Origin of the sequence: Marivita sp. (assembly GCF_020055675.1) — a bacterium.
GTDB lineage: Bacteria > Pseudomonadota > Alphaproteobacteria > Rhodobacterales > Rhodobacteraceae > Marivita.
The window spans coordinates 1-14,299 of the sequence record NZ_JAIPUS010000023.1 but is presented as its reverse complement, the minus strand read 5'-3'; the positions used below and the strand labels follow the sequence as shown (position 1 = coordinate 14,299).

General features: G+C 61.6%; 16 protein-coding genes and 1 tRNA gene. 12 read left to right on the top strand and 5 right to left on the bottom strand.

From position 1 onward, the window contains the following. Window positions 1–36: 36 nt before the first annotated feature. Window positions 37–954, bottom strand: a complete 918-nt coding sequence (locus LCF59_RS13625) for an ABC transporter ATP-binding protein (RefSeq protein ID WP_292288159.1) — start codon at window positions 952–954, stop codon at window positions 37–39. A gap of 76 nt (window positions 955–1,030) precedes the next feature. On the opposite strand from LCF59_RS13625, the gene LCF59_RS13620 reads away from it, so the two are divergent. The 4 genes from LCF59_RS13620 to LCF59_RS13605 all read left to right on the top strand — a co-directional run bounded on the left by LCF59_RS13620 (window position 1,031) and on the right by LCF59_RS13605 (window position 5,439). Beyond that, window positions 1,031–1,216, top strand: coding sequence for a zinc-finger domain-containing protein (locus LCF59_RS13620; RefSeq protein WP_292288158.1), 186 nt, complete (start codon window positions 1,031–1,033; stop codon window positions 1,214–1,216). Next, window positions 1,213–1,833: a Pr6Pr family membrane protein gene (locus LCF59_RS13615; RefSeq protein ID WP_292288157.1), complete on the top strand. Its 621-nt coding sequence runs from the start codon at window positions 1,213–1,215 to the stop codon at window positions 1,831–1,833. Before LCF59_RS13620 ends, LCF59_RS13615 begins: the two co-directional genes overlap by 4 nt. A 100-nt stretch (window positions 1,834–1,933) precedes the next feature. Next, complete coding sequence (gene polA, locus LCF59_RS13610) at window positions 1,934–4,738, top strand: DNA polymerase I (RefSeq protein WP_292288156.1); 2,805 nt, start codon at window positions 1,934–1,936, stop codon at window positions 4,736–4,738. A 236-nt stretch (window positions 4,739–4,974) separates the two neighbouring features. Next, window positions 4,975–5,439 carry a DUF305 domain-containing protein gene (locus LCF59_RS13605; protein WP_292288198.1) on the top strand — a complete coding sequence of 155 codons (465 nt, stop codon included), beginning with the start codon at window positions 4,975–4,977 and terminating at the stop codon, window positions 5,437–5,439. A 221-nt stretch (window positions 5,440–5,660) separates the two neighbouring features. Here LCF59_RS13605 and LCF59_RS13600 read toward each other — a convergent pair. Then, window positions 5,661–5,736, bottom strand: a tRNA-Ala gene (locus tag LCF59_RS13600). A 69-nt stretch (window positions 5,737–5,805) separates the two neighbouring features. Continuing rightward, complete coding sequence (locus LCF59_RS13595) at window positions 5,806–6,120, bottom strand: TIGR02300 family protein (protein WP_292288155.1); 315 nt, start codon at window positions 6,118–6,120, stop codon at window positions 5,806–5,808. A 177-nt stretch (window positions 6,121–6,297) separates the two neighbouring features. Here LCF59_RS13595 and LCF59_RS13590 point away from each other — a divergent pair, with 177 nt between their 5' ends. Together LCF59_RS13590 and LCF59_RS13585 are read left to right on the top strand one after the other, a co-directional pair. Further along, a complete protein-coding gene (locus LCF59_RS13590; RefSeq protein ID WP_367273405.1) occupies window positions 6,298–6,918 on the top strand; it encodes a M48 family metallopeptidase in 621 nt (206 codons plus the stop codon). A gap of 30 nt (window positions 6,919–6,948) precedes the next feature. Further along, on the top strand, window positions 6,949–7,599 hold the full coding sequence (locus LCF59_RS13585; protein ID WP_292288153.1) for a GntR family transcriptional regulator: 651 nt from the start codon (window positions 6,949–6,951) through the stop codon (window positions 7,597–7,599). Window positions 7,600–7,617: 18 nt separating this feature from the next. Here the strand turns inward: LCF59_RS13585 and LCF59_RS13580 are convergent, their stop codons facing one another. Then, on the bottom strand, window positions 7,618–8,457 hold the full coding sequence (locus LCF59_RS13580; RefSeq protein WP_292288152.1) for a universal stress protein: 840 nt from the start codon (window positions 8,455–8,457) through the stop codon (window positions 7,618–7,620). Between the two features lie 199 nt (window positions 8,458–8,656). On the opposite strand from LCF59_RS13580, the gene ccoN reads away from it, so the two are divergent. Genes ccoN through ccoP form a run of 4 tightly spaced genes read left to right on the top strand, consistent with a single transcriptional unit; the run spans window position 8,657 to window position 12,087 of the window. Next, the gene (gene ccoN / locus LCF59_RS13575) at window positions 8,657–10,261 is read left to right on the top strand and encodes a cytochrome-c oxidase, cbb3-type subunit I (protein WP_292288151.1); all 1,605 of its coding nucleotides are present in this window, start codon (window positions 8,657–8,659) and stop codon (window positions 10,259–10,261) included. Window positions 10,262–10,277: 16 nt separating this feature from the next. Continuing rightward, window positions 10,278–11,006: a cytochrome-c oxidase, cbb3-type subunit II gene (ccoO, locus tag LCF59_RS13570; RefSeq protein ID WP_292288150.1), complete on the top strand. Its 729-nt coding sequence runs from the start codon at window positions 10,278–10,280 to the stop codon at window positions 11,004–11,006. 11 nt (window positions 11,007–11,017) lie between these two features. Beyond that, the gene (locus LCF59_RS13565) at window positions 11,018–11,212 is read left to right on the top strand and encodes a cbb3-type cytochrome c oxidase subunit 3 (RefSeq protein WP_292288149.1); all 195 of its coding nucleotides are present in this window, start codon (window positions 11,018–11,020) and stop codon (window positions 11,210–11,212) included. Between the two features lie 5 nt (window positions 11,213–11,217). After that, complete coding sequence (gene ccoP, locus LCF59_RS13560; RefSeq protein WP_292288148.1) at window positions 11,218–12,087, top strand: cytochrome-c oxidase, cbb3-type subunit III; 870 nt, start codon at window positions 11,218–11,220, stop codon at window positions 12,085–12,087. A gap of 227 nt (window positions 12,088–12,314) precedes the next feature. On the opposite strand, the gene LCF59_RS13555 is transcribed toward ccoP, so the two are convergent. After that, window positions 12,315–12,470 carry a hypothetical protein gene (locus LCF59_RS13555; protein WP_292288147.1) on the bottom strand — a complete coding sequence of 52 codons (156 nt, stop codon included), beginning with the start codon at window positions 12,468–12,470 and terminating at the stop codon, window positions 12,315–12,317. Between the two features lie 100 nt (window positions 12,471–12,570). On the opposite strand from LCF59_RS13555, the gene LCF59_RS13550 reads away from it, so the two are divergent. Then, a complete protein-coding gene (locus LCF59_RS13550) occupies window positions 12,571–13,458 on the top strand; it encodes a LysR family transcriptional regulator (RefSeq protein WP_292288146.1) in 888 nt (295 codons plus the stop codon). A gap of 71 nt (window positions 13,459–13,529) precedes the next feature. Continuing rightward, window positions 13,530–14,299 (top strand): 4Fe-4S dicluster domain-containing protein (locus tag LCF59_RS13545; protein WP_292288145.1); only part of this gene is annotated, 770 nt, incomplete at its 3' end.

Genomic DNA, 14,299 nt, shown 5'->3' with positions numbered 1-14,299 from the left:
ATTGCGGTCCAAGCGTTTTCGAAAACGCTTCTCCGCTCACCCCGACCGGGTGAGCGACAGGAAAACATCCTCCAGATCGGCCTGCTCGGTGCGCACATCGCGAACCCGCACACCATTGTCGCGCAAGAGAGCCAGAACATCTTCTGCCGAGGTCTGCCGCGCGCGGTAACTGACCGCGAGCGTCCCATCCTCGCGCGGTATGACAGTGATCCCGTTCACGCCCGGCAACGCCCCGACCGGCGCATCGGGCTGGATCACCATCGTCTTGGCATCGAGCTGCCCCAGCAGGTTGCGTGTGCTGTCCCTTGCCACCACCGCGCCGTGATTGATGATCGCGATCTCGTCGCACATCTCCTCGGCCTCTTCGAGGTAATGCGTCGTCAGGATGATCGTCATGCCTGACTCGCGGTTGAGCTTGCGGACGTTCTCCCAAAGCATCTGCCGCAACTCGATATCCACCCCCGCCGTCGGCTCGTCGAGGACCAGGACATGCGGCCGGTGCACCAGCGCCTTGCCCAAAAGCAGACGTCGCCGCATCCCTCCCGAGAGGGTCCGCGCATAGGCTTCGGCCTTGTCGCTGAGACCGACCATCTCGAGGATCTCGTCCGAACGACGGTCCGACTTTGGCACGCCGTAAAGCCCGGCCTGCACCTCAAGCGCGCCGCGCGGTGTGAAGAACGGGTCGAGGTTCAGCTCCTGCGGCATGACCCCGATCGAGGCCCGCGACTGGCGCGGGTTCACGTCCTGATCCCAGCCCCAGATCGTCACCTGTCCCGAGGTTTTGGTGACCAGCCCCGCGAGGATATTGATCAGCGTGGACTTTCCCGCACCGTTCGGTCCCAAGAGCCCGAACACCGATCCGCGCGGCACCGCGAGGTCGATGTCCGTCAGCGCCTCCTTGCCTCCCGCATAGACCTTGCGCAGCGCGTTTATCTCTATGGCGTCCTGTGTCATCGCTGTCTCTTGCCCCTTGAGCCGTGTCGTCCTAAACCGCACCTAGTGGAAAACACACACAAAGGAAACGCAGCAGATGGCCACGCAAGCGCCCGAAACCAAGATCGTGGACAGCTATCGCATCGCCTGTGATGGCGGCGGCGGGGCCTTGGGCCACCCGCGCGTCTGGCTGCAAATCCCGCCGGACACCGGCTGGGTCGAATGCGGATACTGCGATGCGAAGTTCATTCACAAGGATTTCGCCGACCAGCAAGACACGTGACCCTGGCCCGCGCCTGTGCCGCGACCATCGCGGTTTCCGTCATGGCGTCCCTCGCAACTCGGCTCTGGCTGCGCGTGAATGTCGACGGAGAAAACGGGGCCGAGGCGCTCTGGGGCATGTACCTGTTTTACACCATCTGGACCAACACGCTGATCGGGCTGGCCTGTGCGGCCGTTGCGCTGGGCTTGCCGATCAGGGCCCGGAGGCTCAGCAACCTTCTGCTTTCCATCATCATCGTCGCGGCTGTGTACCATGCGCTTCTGGCGCAGATGAATGACTTTGCAGGCATCGACCGGCTCGTCGATATCATGCTTCATACCGCCATTCCCCTGGGCTTTGCGCTGTTCTGGCTGGCTTTCGTGCCGAAATCCGGTCTGCGGCTCGGTGATATCCCCTATTGGCTGATCCTGCCGTTGGTGTATTGCCTCTATGCCATGACCCGCGCTCAGGTCGATGGTGACTATCCGTATTTCTTCCTCGACCTGGCCGATCTGGGCCTGGCGCGCACCGTGGTCAACATCCTTGGCCTGCTCATTGCCTTCGCCGGCGTTGGCGCCGTTATCGTTCTGCTGGCCCGCGTCTTGTCGCGCTTTGATCGCGCCGCGCGGATCAATTGACCGGGATCGGAGACGCCGGCACATCTGCGCGATGTTGGCACTGGAACCGTCTTGCCGTCCGTGGCACACCAGAGCCAATCCAAGCAAAGGGGCGCGCGACATGGCATTCGGCAAGGGACACCATCTACACCTGATCGATGGCTCGGCCTTCATCTTTCGCGCCTATCACGCGCTGCCGCCGCTGACCCGGAAATCGGATGGACTGCCCATCGGGGCGGTCTCGGGTTTTTGCAACATGCTGCAAAAATACGTGGAGGGGAATCACGGCCCCGACGCCCCGACCCATATCGCGGTGATCTTCGACAAGGGCAGTCACACGTTTCGCAACGACATGTACGACCAGTACAAGGCCAATCGCGAGGCGATGCCCGAAGACCTGCGGCCGCAGATTCCGCTGACCCGCCAAGCCACCGAGGCGTTCAATATCGCCTGCAAGGAAAAGGAGGGTTTCGAAGCCGACGATATCATCGCCACGCTGTCCGAGCAGGCCCGCCAGGCCGGCGGGCGCGTGACGATCATTTCCTCGGACAAGGACCTGATGCAGCTTGTCGGCGGTGGTGTCGAAATGCTCGATGCGATGAAAAGCCGCCGCATCGACCGTGACGGCGTGTTCGAGAAATTCGGCGTCTGGCCCGACCGTGTGGTCGATGTGCAGGCATTGGCCGGCGACAGCGTCGACAACGTGCCGGGCGCGCCGGGCATCGGGATCAAGACGGCGGCCATGCTCATCAACGAATTCGGGTCTCTGGAAGAGCTTCTGGACCGCGCCGAAGAGATCACGCAGCCGAAGCGCCGCCAGACGCTCATCGACAAGCGCGACCAGATCGAGCTCAGCAAGAAACTTGTCCTGCTTGACGCCAACACGCCGCTCGATTTCACGCTCGACGATCTCGAAGTGCGCGACCCGGATCCGGAGCGCCTGATGGCGTTCCTGACCGAAATGGAATTCCGCACCCTGACCAAGCGCATCGCCGACGCGCTCGAGGTCGAGGCCCCGGTGATCGAGGATACCACCCCGGAAGGCGCCAACCCGCCCGAGGGGGACGCTCCGACGCTTCCCGCGATCACCCCCGACGGCTATGAGTGCATCCGCGATCTGGAAAGCCTGAAAAGCTGGATCGACGCGGCGACGGAGATCGGCCATGTCGCCTTTGACACCGAAACCACCGGTCTCAACGACATGACGGCCGAGCTTGTTGGCCTGTCGCTTTGCGTCTCACCGGGCAAGGCGTGCTATGTCCCGCTTGGTCACAAGTCCGAAGGTGGTGACGGGCTCTTTGGCTCGGATGAGCTTTCAGAGGGTCAAATCCCGCTGCAAGAGGCGCTGGATGCGCTCAAGCCATTGCTCGTCGACCGGTCGGTCATGAAGATCGGCCAGAACATGAAATACGACACGAAGATCATGTCGCGTTACGGGATCGACATCGATCCCATCGACGACACGATGCTGATGTCCTACGCGATGAACGCGGGGCTGCACGGCCATGGCATGGACACCCTCAGCGAACGCTACCTGGGCCACGTCCCTATCCCGATCAAGGACCTGATCGGCAGTGGCAAGAGCCAGAAGACCTTCGACCGCGTGCCAATCGAAACCGCCACCCGCTATGCCGCAGAGGATGCCGAGATCACGCTGCGCCTGTGGTTGATGTTCAAACCGCAATTGCACCAGGTCAAGGTCACCCGCGTCTACGAAGGGATGGAGCGCCCCCTGGTTCCCGTTCTGGCCGGGATGGAAAGAAACGGGATCAAGGTGGACCGCGACACGCTCAGCCGCATGTCCAACGCCTTCAGCCAGAAAATGGGCGGTCTTGAAGATGAGATTTACCAGCTCGCGGGCCGCAAATTCAACGTGGGCAGCCCCAAGCAACTGGGCGAAATCCTGTTCGATGAAATGGGGATCGAAGGCGGCAAACGTGGCAAGACTGGTGCGTATGCCACCGGTGCGGATGTCCTCGAAGACCTGGCCACGGAACATGAATTGCCGCGCCGGGTGCTTGACTGGCGGCAGTTGTCCAAGCTGAAATCGACCTATACCGACGCGCTTCAGGACCACATCAACCCGGAAACGGGCCGCGTTCACACATCCTATTCCATCGCCGGGGCCAATACCGGACGACTGGCCTCGACCGATCCGAACCTGCAAAACATCCCGATCCGGTCCGAGGAAGGCCGGCGCATCCGCGAAGCCTTTGTGGCCGAACAAGGCAAGACGCTTGTCGCGCTCGACTACTCCCAGATCGAGCTGCGCATCCTTGCCCATATCGCCGACATCCAGGCGCTCAAGGACGCGTTCAAGGAGGGTCAGGATATCCACGCCGCCACGGCGTCGGAAATGTTCAACGTGCCGCTGGACGAGATGACTCCGGATGTGCGCCGTCAGGCCAAGGCGATCAATTTCGGAGTGATCTACGGCATCTCCGGGTTTGGTCTCGCCCGCAACCTGCGCATTCCAAGATCCGAGGCGCAGGGGTTCATCGACCGCTATTTCGAACGCTTCCCGGGCATCAAGGCCTACATGGAGGAAACGACCGAATTCGCCAAGAAACACAAACGCGTCGAAACCCTGTTCGGCCGCGTGATCCACACGCCCGAGATTACCGCCAAGGGCCCGCGTGCCGGTTTTGCCAAGCGCGCTGCGATCAATGCTCCGATCCAGGGCACCGCCGCTGACATCATCCGCCGCGCGATGGTGCGTATGCCCGATGCGATTGCGGGGCTGCCTGCAAAGATGCTGCTCCAGGTCCATGACGAATTGCTGTTCGAAGTGGATCAGGGCGCCGAGGATGACCTGATCAAGGCGGCCCGCGATGTGATGGAGGGGGCCGCCGATCCGGTGATCAAGCTGGCTGTCCCCCTGGTCGCGGATGCGGGGCAGGGTGCCAACTGGGCGCAAGCGCATTAGGATCGTCCTGCGCGTCAGGTAAGTCCGTTGCCGCCGCTGGCACGGGCTTGACCACAGCGCGCGCAACGCGCGGATCATGTTTCTTTTGGAACGGGTCCCACCTTTTCCGTGTTGTCCACTCGGCAACAGGAAAATAGGAAACGACCATGGCAGATCAGGCGTCACCAAACCCGCAAACGTCGTCAAGGCAACACAGCAGCAACCACGGGTCCGGCAACTACCTGCGCTTTCTTGCCATGATCGCCACCTCGACGATCGTCATGTTCGGGTTGATGTATCTGAACACCTACGTGCTGGATCATGTCTTTTTTTCCCAGACCCGCATGTGGATGGCGCTCTACATGGGTGGCGCGATGGCGATCATCATGCTGTCGTTCATGCTGGGCATGTATTCCAACCGCAGGGCGAACATCGCGATCTTTGCAGGCGGCCTGATCGCGCTTGGCCTGGGTGTCGGGCTTGTCCGTTCGCAGGCCACGGTGGGCGATGTCGCCTGGATGAAGGCCATGATCCCGCATCACTCCATTGCTGTTCTGACGAGCGAACGTGCCAACCTGTCTGACCCGCGGGTTCAAGCCTTGGCAGAAGCGATCATCGAGGCGCAGCGCAACGAGATTGCCGAAATGCAGGGCTATATCGCCGACATCGAGGCAAACGGCGATGCCGCCCCCGGCACGGAGCGCGCAGGTCCCGGGCAATAGCTTTGCAGACCAAGAACCTGACAGCGCGGCACAGGTACTGACGAGGCACCGAACAGATCCTGGCAACTCTGGCAGCGATCGGCGCGGCCGACATGGCCCAAGGGTCCGGACCTGCTCTCGTACCGCCTCTGCGGCGCGTGCCGAAATCCGGTCAGCAAAACGCCAAAGATCAGCCCCTCTTTTCAAAGAAGCTGCCAAGGTTCAGCGTAAAAAAGGAAAATTGGTGGAGCCTAGGGGGATCGAACCCCTGACCTCTTGCATGCCATGCAAGCGCTCTCCCAGCTGAGCTAAGGCCCCGATTGTGAACATTGCATTAAGCAATGGCGGGGGCAGGATCAAGCGTGATTCCGCCCCGGCGCCGGAAAATTAATCGTTATCCTCGTTGGCGACATCGGCAATCTCGTCAAGCGAAACATTGTCGTCGTCATCGTCTTCCAGAACGTCATCGGCCAGTTCGACTTCGACATCATCCTCTTCCAACGCCTCGGATTTTTCCGAGCTTTCGGCGGTGGTCTTGGTCTGGCGGTCCTCGGCGTCCGCCGCAATCATGCGGGTCTTGCCGGTCGCCACTTCCACCACTTCGCCTGTATAGGGGCTGATGATCGGGTCGTTGTTCAGGTCATAGAAACGCTTGCCCGTGGTTGGGCAAAGGCGTTTGACGCCCCATTCTTCTTTGGGCATGGGTCATCCCCTTCAATTGCGTGGTCATATCGACAATCCGCGCCAAGTGCCATATCACCGAACCGGTGTCAAAGGCTTTGCGTCGCGGATCATGTCGAGCATCAAATGGGCGTCAGAACTCTTCCCGGCAACCCCGGAATCACAATAAACCTGCGAAAAAATGCGCGTGCGCGGCGCATGACGCTGCGGATCTCGCGGATCGACGGCGGCGTCACCCTGACCGTGCCGCGCGGCGTGTCCGAGCAAGAGGCGCTGGCCTTTGCCGCAGAAAAGCAGGGCTGGATCAGCACGCATCTGTCAAAGCAGGCAACCGCCTCCTCGGTTGGGCCGGGTCAGAGCCTTGATGTGGCCGGACAGCGGTTTTTTCTGCGTGACGGCACGGGCAAGCGGTTGCAGGTCGACGGCAACGTGATCGCGCTGCCGCAACCGGCTGAAAAGGGACGCGCGCAACTTCAGGCATGGCTCAAGGAGCAGGCGCGCGCGGAGCTGACCCGCGCTTCGGACCGGTACGCCGGCCGCATCGGGCGCCGCTACCAGCGCATCACGCTGCGGGACACACGGTCGCGATGGGGGTCATGTTCGTCCGCAGGGGCGCTGATGTATTCGTGGCGGCTGATCCTCGCCCCGCCGGCCGTGCTTGACTATGTCGCGGCGCATGAAGTCGCGCATCTCCAGGAAATGAACCATTCGCCCGCGTTCTGGCAGGTTGTGCGCGATCTCTACGGCCCGCATGATGCCGAACGGAAATGGTTGCGGCAGGAAGGGCCGAACCTGCATCGCTTCCGCTTTGAGGCTTGACCACCGCTGCGCCTGTGATCACAGTCCGGCATGAGCATCCTGACCCGTCCCTCCGAACCCACCGTATCCGCGCATGACCGCGTCTATCGCGGACTGCGCAACCGCATCATGTTCGGTCAGATTTCGCCAGGACAACAACTCACGCTCCGGGGCATCGGCAAGGAATTCGATGTCTCCATGACCCCTGCGCGCGAAGCCATTCAGCGCCTTGTCGCGGAAGGCGCACTGTCGATGTCCGCGTCGGGGCGCGTGTCCACGCCGGAGCTGTCCAACGACCGGATCGAAGAACTCGCCTCGCTGCGCTCCCTGATCGAAGTGGAGCTGGCCAGCCGCGCCCTGCCGCGCGCGCATCTCGCGCTGATCGACCGCTTGCAAACGATCAACGGGTCCATCTCGGACGTGGTCTCGAACCGTGATGCGGTGGGCTATATCCGCACGAACCTCGACTTTCACCGCACGCTCTACCTGCGCGCGCAGGCTCCTGCGATGCTGGCGATGGCAGAAACCGTCTGGTTGCAGCTGGGTCCGACGATGCGCGCCCTTTACGGCCGGCTGCGCCGGACCGAGGCGCCGCAATACCACCGGTTGATCATATCGGCTCTGAAGGCCGGGGATGAACCCGGCCTCCGTCTTGCCGTGCGCTCCGACGTGACCCAGGGACTGCGCCTGCTCACCGGGTGAACCGGAGACTGCGTGACCTCAATGCGCCATGAAGACCGGCACTTCGCAGGTTTCCAGCATGTTGCGCGTGGCGCCGCCAAGAATCGCCTCGCGAAAGCGGGAATGGCCGTAAGCGCCCATCACGATCATGTCGGCATCGATGTCCGTGACATGCCGCCGCATCACGTCGGACACGCGCGGCATGGTTTTCGACAACACGTCGATCTCCACCTTCACCCCGTGGCGTGCCAGGTATTGCGACAATTGCCCACCGGGATCCGAACGGTTCGGCCCATGCTTGGGCGGATCGATCACCACGATATGCGCAGTTTGCGCCTGAACGAGAAGGGGCAGGGCGCTGCGCACCGCGTTCAGCGCTTCGGCGCTTTCGTTCCAGCCAATGGCCACGCGCTGCGGCAACGCCAGGTCCGGGCCTGCCTCGGGCAGAACGATCACCGGGGCCTGCCCCTCGAACATGGCGCCTTCAACCGCCGGTTCAAGCTCGACACCGCGATCGTCGCCATAGGGGCGGGGGACAATCGTCAAATCGGCAAACCGGGCATAGGACGCGACAAATCGCGCAATATCGGCCAATTGGCACACCGTCTCGTTCACGCCCCAGCGCACGTCCGATTTGCCCAGTTGACGCTTCGCCTCCTGGGCCAGACCGCTGGCATCCTGCTGTGCCTGCTGCAGGGTCTGCTGCAACACCTCCGCGTTCATGCCGGCGTAGTAATATCCCGTCTGCGTGCGATCGACACCAATGCATACAACATCCAGATGCGCATCAAGCGCCCGGGCGATCGACACGCCCTGTGCAACGGTATCGCTCAAATGGGCTTGGTCGGTAACAACAGCCAGAAGCGTTTTGAAAGACATGGGTGGCTCCTCGATTGAAATGGTCTTGCCGCCACCCTCCGGCAATCTGAACCGCAGCGCCTTGATGCCCATCAAGAAAACCGTCAATTTCTATTGATGCAGATCAAGGATAGGTTTCGCCACTTTCCCCATTAAGAACCCAGTCTGAAAACCGCCCTCGCGGCAGCCGAATCGTGTGGGACTGACGAAGGAACGAAAAATGTTGAACTATATCAAGCTGATCGCGCTTGGTTTGATCACGCTCTTTGCGATGATCGCTGCGAGCTACGCGCGCGATTTGGCCTATCAGGTTCACGCCATCATCATCATGGCGGTCTCTGCCGGGCTTTTTCTCTGGACGTTGCGCAATACCGATGAGCCGGTGCCGGCGGCGACGCTGGAAACGAGTTACATGGACGGCGTGATCCGCTACGGCGTGATCGCAACCGCCTTCTGGGCTGTCGTCGGGTTCCTCGCCGGGACATTCATCGCGTTCCAACTGGCGTTTCCGGGGCTCAACTTCGATTGGGCGCAAGGGTATGCGAACTTCGGACGCCTGCGCCCGCTGCACACCTCTGCGGTGATCTTTGCGTTTGGCGGCAACGCCTTGATCGCAACATCCTTCTACGTGGTGCAGCGCACGAGCGCGGCGCGGCTTTGGGGCGGTAATCTTGGATGGTTCGTGTTCTGGGGCTACAACCTGTTCATCGTGCTCGCCGCGACGGGTTACCTGCTGGGGTCGACCCAGTCCAAGGAATACGCCGAACCGGAATGGTATGTTGATATCTGGCTCACCATCGTCTGGGTGGCCTATCTGGCGGTTTTCCTCGGCACGATCATAAAGCGCAAAGAGCCGCATATCTACGTGGCCAACTGGTTCTTCCTTTCGTTCATCGTTACGGTGGCGATGCTGCACCTGTTCAACAACCTGAGCATCCCGGTCTCGATCTGGGGATCGAAGTCGGTTCAGGTCTTCGCAGGCGTGCAGGACGCGATGGTGCAATGGTGGTATGGCCACAATGCCGTGGGCTTCTTCCTGACCGCCGGGTTCCTTGGCATGATGTATTATTTCGTGCCGAAACAGGCGGAACGCCCGGTCTTCAGCTACAAGCTGTCGATCATCCACTTCTGGGCGCTGATCTTCCTGTATATCTGGGCCGGTCCGCACCACCTGCACTACACGGCTCTGCCCGACTGGGCCTCGACGCTGGGCATGGTATTCTCGATCGTGCTCTGGATGCCCAGCTGGGGCGGCATGATCAACGGCCTGATGACGCTTTCGGGCGCCTGGGACAAGCTGCGCACCGACCCGGTGATCCGGATGATGGTGATCTCCCTGGGGTTCTACGGCATGTCCACCTTCGAAGGGCCGATGATGTCGATCCGCGCGGTCAACTCGTTGTCGCATTACACCGACTGGACCATCGGTCACGTGCACTCCGGCGCGCTTGGCTGGAACGGCATGATCACCTTCGGCGCGCTCTACTTCCTTGTGCCGAAACTGTGGAACCGCGAGCGGCTCTATAGCCTGAGCATGGTCAGCTGGCACTTCTGGCTCGCCACCATCGGCATCATCCTCTACGCCGCGTCCATGTGGGTGACCGGCATCATGGAGGGCCTGATGTGGCGCGAAGTGGATGCCAACGGTTTCCTCGTGAACGCCTTTGCCGACACAGTGGCCGCCAAATTCCCGATGTATGTCGTGCGGGGTCTTGGTGGGGTGCTCTACATCGCTGGCGCAGTCATAATGTGCTACAACCTGTTCATGACCGTCAAACGGAGCCCGGCTGTCGAAGCCAGCAACTCCGTTGTCCCGGCCGAATAAGAAAGGGACCGACTCAATGTCCATTCTTGAAAAACACAAGATCCTCGAGAAGAACATCACGCTTCTGTCGATCTTTGCCTTTCTGGTGGTCACGATTGGCGGCATCGTTCAGATCGCACCGCTGTTCTGGCTGGAAAACACCATCGAGGATGTAGAGGGCATGCGCCCCTACACCCCGCTGGAGCTGACCGGTCGCGACATCTATGTGCGTGAGGGCTGCTATGTCTGCCACAGCCAGATGGTCCGCCCCATGCGCGACGAGGTCGAACGCTATGGCCACTACAGCCTTGCAGCGGAATCGCAGTATGACCACCCGTTCCAGTGGGGCTCCAAGCGGACAGGGCCGGACCTTGCCCGCGTCGGTGGCCGCTATTCGGACGAGTGGCATGTGGACCACATGCGCGATCCGCAATCCGTGGTGCCGGAATCGGTCATGCCGAAATACGGTTTCCTGGAAAACCGGATGATCGAGCCGACCTATATCGCGGATCTTCTCAAGACCCACAGTCTGATCGGTGTGCCCTATACCGAGGAGATGATCGAGAACGCGGCGGCCGATTTCGAGGCGCAGATCGACCCGTTCGGCGACTATGACGGGCTGATCGAGCGTTACGGCGAGAAAGTCAACGTGCGCAACTTCGACGGGCAGCCGGGTATCTCGGAAGCCGACGCGCTGATCGCCTATCTGCAGATGCTGGGCACGCTGGTCGATTTCTCGACATTCACGCCCGTGGCGAGCCGGTAAGGGAGGACAAGATGGAAACCTATACCTTTCTTCGCGCATTTGCCGATAGCTGGATGCTGCTGTTTCTGTTCGTGTTCTTCATCGGGGTGGTGATCTGGGTCCTTCGGCCCGGATCCACCAAGACCTACGAGGAACCGTCCAGCATCCCGTTCCGGCATGAAGACAAACCCGCTCCGCGCGGTGAAGCCGACGCCAAGGAGGCGTGACTGACATGGCAAGACAACCCAAGAAGAAGAACGAGGTCGAAACGACCGGCCACGAATGGGACGGGATCGAAGAGTATAACAATCCCCTCCCGCGCTGGTGGCTCTGGATCTTTTACGCCTGTATCGTATGGGGCATCTGGTACACGATCGCCTACCCGGCCTGGCCGATGGTTCAGGGCGCGACACAGGGCTACCTGGGCTGGTCCACACGGGCCAACGTGGCCGAGGAGATCGCCACGGCCGAGGCCGCCAATTCCGAGATCAACGAGCGGCTCGCTTCGGTCGAACTGACCGCGATCGCCGACGATCCCGAACTGGCCGGTTATGCCCGTTCCGCGGGCGAGGCCGTGTTCAAGACCTGGTGCGCCCAGTGTCATGGCTCGGGCGCGGCGGGGGCCAAGGGCTATCCCAACCTTCAGGATGACGCATGGCTCTGGGGTGGTACGATGGAAGACATCCATTATTCCATCGCCCACGGTATCCGGAACGAGGACGACCCGGATGCGCGTTATTCCGAGATGCCCGCCTTCGGCGATATCCTGGAAGAGCCGCAGATCGAACAGGTCGTGAACTACGTCATGTCGATGTCGCCGGCCTATGAACCACAGGACGCATCGCTGGTATCCGCGGGGGAGGAAGTCTACCTCGACAATTGCGCGGCGTGCCATGGCGACGACGGCAAGGGCGACATCTTTCAGGGGGCGCCCAACCTGACCGACGCGATCTGGCTTTATGGCGGGGATTACGAGACCGTCAAGGAGACGGTGATGAACTCGCGCTTTGGTGTGATGCCGCCGATGGGTGGCGCGCAACTGACCGAAGCCAAGATCCGCGCCGTGACCACCTATGTCCATCAGCTGGGCGGTGGCGAGTGATCGCACGACCGGCATAAGAACACCCGCGGGCGGCTTGCCGTCCGCGGGTCAGGCACTGGCTCTTCCGTCCTGTTCGCGCGTTTCCTGGGAGAGCCGGTGCCACCTATCTAACGCCGGGCGGCCCGGTCTGTCCACCCGCGTTTCCCGACCTTCCCGACATCTGCTTTCGAACGTCAAGCATGCAGCGGCGCCGCCCGCTGCTGTTTTGCGTTCGCCCGAGGCTGGGATCAGTCCCGGCGGCGGGCTTCGCTATGAGCCTCGAGCTCGGCGCGGGCGCGGTTGTCGAACCGCTCGCCCGGGGACCAGTGGCTGGGTGTTTCGCGGCGTGGCGCGAGGCTGCTCCGGGTTGCAGTCATGAAAGATTTTGCGAATACGCTGAACATGGCGATCTCCTGTGAGTGACGTTTCATGCTTTGAATATGGGGAAAAACCTGCCACCCTGCGACTCAGGAATGTTTGAAACGTGTAAGTTTGGATTACATGATGGATTGGCTTTCCATGCCGCCCCTGACCGCGCTGCGGGCCTTTGCGGCCCTGGCTGATACCGGCTCGGCCAGCGCGGCGGGGGCGGCGCTCAATGTCAGCCACGCGGCGATCAGCCAGCAGGTCAAGTCTCTCGAGGCGCATATGGGCGTATCGCTGGTGGACCGCACGGGGCGCGTATTGCGGTTGACCGATGCCGGGCGCAGTCTTGCCGATTCCCTCAGCGCGGGCTTTGGCAGCATCGCGCGCACGATCGATGCGCTGACCGGCGCGGATGCCGACCGCCCGCTTCAGATATCGACCACGCCGGGCTTTGCCGCACAATGGCTGATGCCCCGGCTGCTGGATTTCCGCAACCGTCACCCGGATGTGGACGTGATGATCAACCCCACCCCCGACCGTGTCCCGCTGGAGCCGGGCGGAATCGACATCGCGATCCGCCACGGGCTGGGCGATTGGCCGGGGGTCGAGGCCGAGTGCCTGTTCGTTTCGCCGCTGGTGGTCGTCGCGGCGCCAAGCCTGGTTGCGGGGCGCAAGATAACGGCCCCCGCCGATCTTCTGGACCTGCCATGGGTGCAGGAATACGGCACATCGGAATCGACCGACTGGCTCAGGCGCAAGGGGCTGGCTTCGGTACGCATCGGGGGTTTGACGCAGGTGCCGGGCAACCTTTTGCTGGAGGGGGTCCGCCAGGGGCAGGGCGTGTCGCTGACGGTGCGCCAATGGGTCGAGGACGATATTTCGGCGGGGCGGCTGTGCCTGTTGTTTGAAGAGCCCGAAGACACGGCCTATTTCATTGTCACAGCCCCCGGCCCGCTACGCCCCAAGGCGAAGGCATTTATCGGCTGGTTGCGGCGGCAGGCCGCGGCGACAGCCCTTGTAAATTGATCAGTTTCAGAGTCAGAATTTGATGCAAATCAAGGCTCTTTCCGGCGGTGCCTGAAACAACAGCCTTGTCAATGAACGCGAATACCGGAGTGATTCCGTTGTCTCAATCCCAGCCAGATGCTGCCCCCAGCCTCTATGCCGCCCGAGAACCTGTCTTTCCCAAGAAGGTTTATGGAAGATTCAGAAACCTGAAATGGGTGATCATGCTCGTCACCCTGGGGATTTATTACGTCACGCCCTGGATTCGCTGGGACCGTGGGCCGAACCTGCCCGATCAGGCGGTGCTGCTTGATCTTGGCAGCCGCCGGTTTTTCTTTTTCTGGATCGAAATCTGGCCGCATGAATTCTATTTCATCGCGGGTCTTCTGGTGATGGCGGGGCTTGGGTTGTTCCTGTTCACCTCGGCGCTTGGCCGGGTGTGGTGCGGCTATGCCTGCCCGCAGACGGTGTGGACGGATCTCTTCGTGCTGGTGGAGCGCTGGATCGAGGGCGACCGCAACGCGCGCCTGCGCCTGCACCGCCAGAAGAAGCTGGATTTCCGCAAGGTCCGCCTGCGCGTGACGAAGTGGATCACCTGGCTGTTGATCGCCGCCGCGACGGGTGGCGCCTGGGTGTTTTATTTCACCGATGCGCCGACGCTTCTGGTGGATCTCTTCACGCTCAATGCGCATCCGATCGCCTATACCACCATCGGCGTGCTGACGGCCACGACCTTCGCCTTCGGCGGCTTTGCGCGCGAGCAGATCTGCATCTATGCCTGCCCCTGGCCGCGCATCCAGGCCGCGATGATGGACGAGGACACGCTGACCGTCGCCTATCGCGACTGGCGCGGCGAGCCCCG